Genomic DNA, 6,148 nt, shown 5'->3' on the forward strand with positions numbered 1-6,148 from the left:
CGCGATCTGGGGGCGGCGCGCATCGGCCTGTCGGTCGCCCAGGGGATCGCCGGTCTGTTCGTCGGGCAGGTCGATCCCCTGGCCGGCCAGCCGCGCCGCATCGCCCTGGCGCTGGACCGCCTCAGCCTGTCGCCCGACCTGTCGGGCCTGATGGCCGATCTGATCGACGGTCTGGTGGAGGAGCCGTCGCATCTGGCCCGCGACGGCGGCTTCGTGCGCCCCGACTATCGCCCCGAACTGGACGCCGCCCGCACCCTGCGTGACGACAGCCGCCGCGTGGTCGCCGATCTGGAAGCCCGCGCCGTCGCTGAATCCGGCGTGCCGTTCAAGGTCAAGCACAACGCCGTCCTGGGCTATTTCCTTGAGACCTCGGCCAAGACGGCGGAGGGCCTGCTGCGCGCCGGTCCCGACAGCCCCTTCATCCACCGCCAGACACTGGCCAACCAGGTCCGTTTCACCACCGTCGAACTGTCGGAACTGGACGCCAGGATCAGCCAGGCCGGGCATCGCGCCCTGGCCATAGAGGGCGAGGTCTTCGAAAACTGGCGCCGCGAGATCGCCCGTCTGGCCCAGCCGCTGCAAGCGGTGGCCGAGGCTTTGGCCGAACTGGACGCCCACGCCGCCCTGGCCGAATGGGCGCAGGAAGTGGGCGCGACCCGCCCCGTCGTGGACGACACCCTGATCTTCTGCGTCGAGGCTGGACGCCACCCCGTCGTCGAGGCGGCGGTGAAGGCGCAAGGCGATCCCTACACCCCCAACAACGCCCGTCTGGACGGATCAGGCGCCGAATGCGCGCGTCTGGCCATCGTCACCGGGCCGAACATGGCGGGTAAGTCGACCTTCCTGCGCCAGAACGCGCTGCTGGTGATCCTGGCCCAGGCCGGGGCCTTCGTGCCGGCGCGGTCGATGCGGCTGGGCGTGGTGGACCGGCTGTTCAGCCGCGTGGGCGCGGGCGATGATCTGGCGCGCGGCCGCTCCACCTTCATGATGGAGATGGTCGAGACCGCCGCCATCCTGACCCAGGCCACGCCCCGCAGCTTCGTCGTGCTGGACGAAATCGGGCGCGGCACCGCCACCTATGACGGTCTGGCCATCGCCTGGGCCACGGCCGAGGCCCTGCACGAGACAAACCGCGCCCGCACCCTGTTCGCCACCCACTATCACGAGCTGGCCCAGCTGGAGACGCGGCTGGACCACGTCTGCAACCTGTCGATGGTCGCCAAGGAGTGGAACGGCGATCTGGTCTTCCTGCACGAGGCGGCGCCCGGCGCCGCCGACCGATCCTATGGGGTGCAGGTGGCGAAACTGGCGGGCGTGCCCGCCTCCGTCGTCGCCCGCGCCCGTTCGGTGCTGGAACGACTGGAGGGCGAGAAGGCCGCCGCCGCCCGCCTGGACGACCTGCCCCTGTTCGCCGTCGCCGAGCCGGAGCCGGCGCGCGGCCCCTCGCCGCTGGAACAGGCTATGCACGACGTCGATCCCGACGAACTGACCCCGCGAGAGGCGCTGGAGGCGCTCTATCGGCTGAAGGGGCTGGCTTAGGTCAGGTTCGCCACAACGAACACAACGAGGTCACGACGCGACCGCGCGGCGTCCCTAAGACCCGAAATGATTGAAATGGGAGAAGGAGCGGACCTGCGGTCCGCTCTTTTATTTGGCGTCGATGTGAACGGCGGGCTCCGCCCTTTCATCACGCACGGTCCCGTCGTGACCTCGCCGTGCCCGTTGTGGTGGACAAGACGCCGCCTTCCCCGCTCACGCAGGGGAGGATCATCAAGATCAGGCCTGCATCATCCAGCCTTCGACATCCATGGCCGCCTGACGGACGGCTTCCGAACGGGTCGGGTGGGCGTGGCAGGTGCGGGCGATGTCTTCCGATGCGCCGCCGAAGCTCATGGTGATGGCGGCCTCGTGGATCATTTCTCCGGCCTGCGGGCCCATGATGTGGACGCCCAGCACCTTGTCGGTCGCGGCGTCGGCCAGAACCTTCACGAAGCCGTCGGTCTCGTGGTTGATCTTGGCGCGGCTGTTGGCGGCGAAGGGGAATTTGCCCTTCTTGTAGGCGACGCCGGCGGCCTTCAGCTGGTCCTCGGTCTGACCGACCCAGGCCACTTCGGGGAAGGTGTAGACGACGCTGGGCACCAGCGAATAGTCGACGTGGCCGTATTTGCCCGCGATGGTGTCGATCACGGCGACCGCGTCTTCTTCCGCCTTGTGCGCCAGCATCGGGCCGTGGGTCACGTCGCCGATGACCCAGACGCCATCGGCGACCTTGAAGTGGTCGTGGTCGATGAAGCCGCGCTTGTCCGGCGTCACGCCCACGCTCTCCAGGCCCAGGCCGTCCGTATAGGGACGACGACCGATGGCGACCAGGACGACGTCGCCCTTGAGGGTTTCCGCTGCGCCGCCCGCCGAAGGTTCGACCGTCAGCTCGACCCCGTCCTTGCCCGACTTGGCGGCCGTGACCTTGGCGCCCAGTTTGAAGGTCATGCCCTGTTTGGTCAGGGTGCGCTGGAAGGCGGTGGCGACCTCGGTGTCCATGCCGGGCGTGATCCGGTCCAGGAACTCGACCACCGTGACCTCGGCGCCCAGGCGGCGCCAGACCGAGCCCAGTTCAAGGCCGATGATGCCCGCCCCGACCACGATCAGCTTTTTCGGCACGGCCGGCAGCGACAGGGCGCCGGTGGAATCGATCACCTTGCCGTCCTCGAACGCCACGCCCGGCAGCGGGGTCGGCTCGGAGCCGGTGGCGATGACGATGTTCTTGGCGCCCAGGGTCTGTACCGCGCCGTCAGCAGCGGTGACTTCCACCTTGCCCTTGCCGACGATCTTGCCCTTGCCCTTGATCCACTCGACCTTGTTCTTCTTGAACAGGAACTCGATGCCCTTGGTCAGGCCCAGGACGCTTTCGTCCTTGGCCGCGTGCATCTGGCCCAGGTTCAGCTTGGGCTGGACCTCGATGCCGATCTTGGCGAACTCGGTATTGGCGGCGTTCCACAGTTCCGAGGCGTGCAGCAGGGCCTTGGAGGGCATACAGCCGACGTTCAGGCAGGTGCCGCCCAGGGTCGAACGCATCTCCACGCAGGCGACCTTCAGGCCCAGCTGGCCGGCGCGGATCGCGGCGTTATAGCCGCCAGGCCCTCCGCCGATGATGACGACGTCGTAGGCGGCGGTGGCTTCGGCCATGGTATCCTCTGATCGTTCAGCGCTTGCAATGCTGCGCGGGGCTTAGGCGCCAGACCCGCCGGGGTCAACCGCCGCCCTCCATATGGGGATGGGATTGCGACCTTTGGAGCCCCTGGGGCGTGCGCGCCCCGATAAACGAAAAAGGCCAGGCGTCGCCGCCCGGCCCTCTGGTCGTCTCAGTCCCTTGGAGGATCAGAGCTTGAAGCGCACGCCGACGAAGACGTTATAGCCGAACTTCTCGTACTCGTAGGTCCGCTCCTTGACGCCGTAGTAGCGGACGCCCGCGCTGTCGGTCAGGTTCTTGGCCTCGCCGAACAGTTCAACCCCGTTGCCGAAGTCGTAGCTGGCGGTGAAGTCCAGCTGACCGCGGCCCTCGACCCACAGGTCCAGGCCCGGCGTCGTGGCGTTGATCGCCTCCAGGAAGTCGCTGCGGCGGGTATAGGAGACCCGGGCGCTGAAGCCGTAACGCTCGTAGAACAGGGCGGCGTTATAGGTCTCGTCCGACTGGCCCGGCAGGGTGAAGGTATCGCGGCCGGCGAAGGCGCGGCTGGTTTTGATCTCCGCGTCCGTCAGGGTGTAGTTGGCGAAGACGCCGAAGCCCGAGGCCCAGCCCGGCAGGAAGTCGAACGTCTGCTGCCAGTTGAACTCGATGCCCGCCAGATGGCCGTCGCGCGCGTTGCGGGCTTCCGTCACCTGGGCGACCGTGGTGGTCGGGGTTACATAGGGCACGCCGTCCGTGACCAGGGTGAAGCGATAGTTCGACAGGTCTTTGTAGAAGGCGTTGGCCGAGATCACGCCAAGCGGACGCAGATAGTATTCCAGACCCAGGTCGATGTTGTTCGACAAGGTCGGCTTCAAATCGGGATTGCCCCGGCTGACCGTCGTGCGGCCGGCGTCGGTCGTCTCCAGAACGCGCGGCACGATGTCGGTGTAATCAGGGCGCGAGATGGCCCGCGTCAGGGCGAACCGCCCGATCAGCTGGTCGCTGAAGCTGTGCCGCAGGGTCAGATTGGGGAAGAAGTCCGTCTGGTCGCGCTTGACCGAGACGGGCGTCTGCACGTTCGCGGCGCTCACGCTGGTCGCGGACCCTTCGAAGTCGGTCTTCTCGACGCGCAGACCGACCAACACATTGGTCGCCCCGATGTCCATTCGCGCCTGGCCGTAGCCGGACAGAATGTCCTCCTTGGCGGTGTAGTCGGCTGTGATTGATTGAGGCGTGCGGCGTGACGCCGCCCCGGTCGATGCGCCTCGGATGCCATCCAGATAATCGGTCGCAAGCCCGTGGTCGAACTTCACGCCCAAATCGTAGTCGTAGTTCTTCGATTGGCGGTCGCTAAGCAGCGACGCCAGGGCGCCGGGATTTACGGGGGCGGTGGTGGTGCGATCACGGAAGCGCTCTTCGTCGGCGCTGACGTCACGGGTGCTGTATTTGGCGCCGAACTTCAGCGTCACGTCGCGACCGCCGATGACGGTCGGCAGTTCGTAGTTCGTCTTGAACGACACGTCTTCCTGCTCGGTCGTGTTCGTGCGGAAGGTGTTTTCGCGGAAGCTGTAGTTGGCCGCGTTCAAATAATAGCCCGTCGGCTCCGTAAAGGCGGAATAGGTCGGGGCGTAGTGGTCTGCGGTATTGTAGCTCAGCGTCTGAGACCCCGAGCGATAGACCAGCTCGTCGCGGTGCGGATAGGTCTGCCCGCTCTTGGCCCAGGCCAGGGTCGCGTCCCAGACGGCGCCGTTGCCGAAGGTGTATTCGCCGCCCGCGTTCAGGGTCGTGATCTGGTTGTTCTGCTCGCGGTGACGCAGGGCCTTGTAGATACGGGCGCCGGTGTAGGTCGCCGCCTGGTCCGTCACCGTGCCGCTGGCCGTGCCATCGGAATAGGTGAAGCGGAGGGTGTCGCGATATTCGTCGTCGTTGAACTCGGCGAACGAACCGCGCACCCAGGCCTTGAGCGCGTCGCTGGGACGCCATTCCAGGGCGCCGGTCACGGCCTTGCGCGTGCGTTGAGTCTCGTAAACCTTGAACAGGGATTCTTCGAGCACATAGTGGTTGAACGCGGGGTTGGCCCTGGCGGACGCGCCGCTGCCGATGGTCGCCCGATCATCGAATATCCAGGCGTTCTCGACGTTGTCCGGCCGGCGGTTGGTTTCGGAATAGCTGACCGACACCAGGGCGCCGAAGGTCTCGTTCGGGCCGAAGACGTTGGACGCCGTGGCGCCCGCGCGGGTGTCGGAGCCGCCATAGTCATTATAGCTGCCGCCCGCATAGCCGCTGAGAGCCAGGCGGCGCTTGTCGAAGGGCGAGCGGGTCTTGATGTCCACGGCGCCGGCGATGGAGTCCGCGTCCTGGCTGGGGCGCAGGGTCTTGGAGACCTCCACCGTCGAGACGATGTCGGACGGCAGGGTGTCCAGATCGACCGCGCGGGTCGAGGGCGAGACCGCCGGAATGGCCACCCCGTCCACCGATACGGCGCTGAAGGACGACGGCGCGCCGCGCACGTTTATGTAGCGGCCTTCGCCCTGGTCGCGCTGGATGGCGATGCCCTGAACGCGCTGCAGCGATTCCGCCACGTTCGGGTCGGGATAACGGCCGATGGCGTCGGCGGACAGGACGTTGACCGTGCCTTCGGCGTTCTTCTGCTGGTTCAGCGAGCGGGCCACGCCGTCGGTGATGACGCCGGTCACGATCACGTCGGCCACATCGGTCGCGGAGGCGGCGCCCAGGACGATGGCCACGTTCGCGTTCTCGCCCGGCGTGGTGACGACTGTCTGGCTGGCCGAGGGCAGGCCCAGGTAGCGTACGTCCAGAACCATCTGGCCCGCCGCGGTCGGCAGGACGAACTCGCCCTGGGTGTTGGTCACGACCCGCTGGCCCGACCCGCGCACCACGACCTCGGCGCCCGGCAGGGGCGCGCCCGAGGCGTTGGTGACCCGGCCGTAGATCACGTCGCCCGCGACAGCGGCGGTGGCG

The 6,148-nt window shown here is 67.2% G+C and carries 3 protein-coding genes; 1 reads left to right on the forward strand and 2 read right to left on the reverse strand.

All coding sequences use genetic code 11. The features are described 5' to 3' along the window. Positions 1 to 1,539, forward strand: a 1,539-nt coding sequence (gene mutS / locus RTU05_RS16510) for a DNA mismatch repair protein MutS (RefSeq protein WP_312599421.1), incomplete at its 5' end; no start/stop codon positions are given. Between the two features lie 237 nt (positions 1,540 to 1,776). On the opposite strand, the gene lpdA is transcribed toward mutS, so the two are convergent. Together lpdA and RTU05_RS16520 are read right to left on the reverse strand one after the other, a co-directional pair. Continuing rightward, a complete protein-coding gene (gene lpdA / locus RTU05_RS16515) occupies positions 1,777 to 3,183 on the reverse strand; it encodes a dihydrolipoyl dehydrogenase (protein ID WP_312599422.1) in 1,407 nt (468 codons plus the stop codon). A 192-nt stretch (positions 3,184 to 3,375) separates the two neighbouring features. Then, positions 3,376 to 6,148 (reverse strand): TonB-dependent receptor (locus tag RTU05_RS16520; protein ID WP_312599423.1); only part of this gene is annotated, 2,773 nt, incomplete at its 5' end.

The sequence above is a fragment of the Brevundimonas sp. genome (assembly GCF_032017145.1).
Lineage (GTDB): Bacteria > Pseudomonadota > Alphaproteobacteria > Caulobacterales > Caulobacteraceae > Brevundimonas.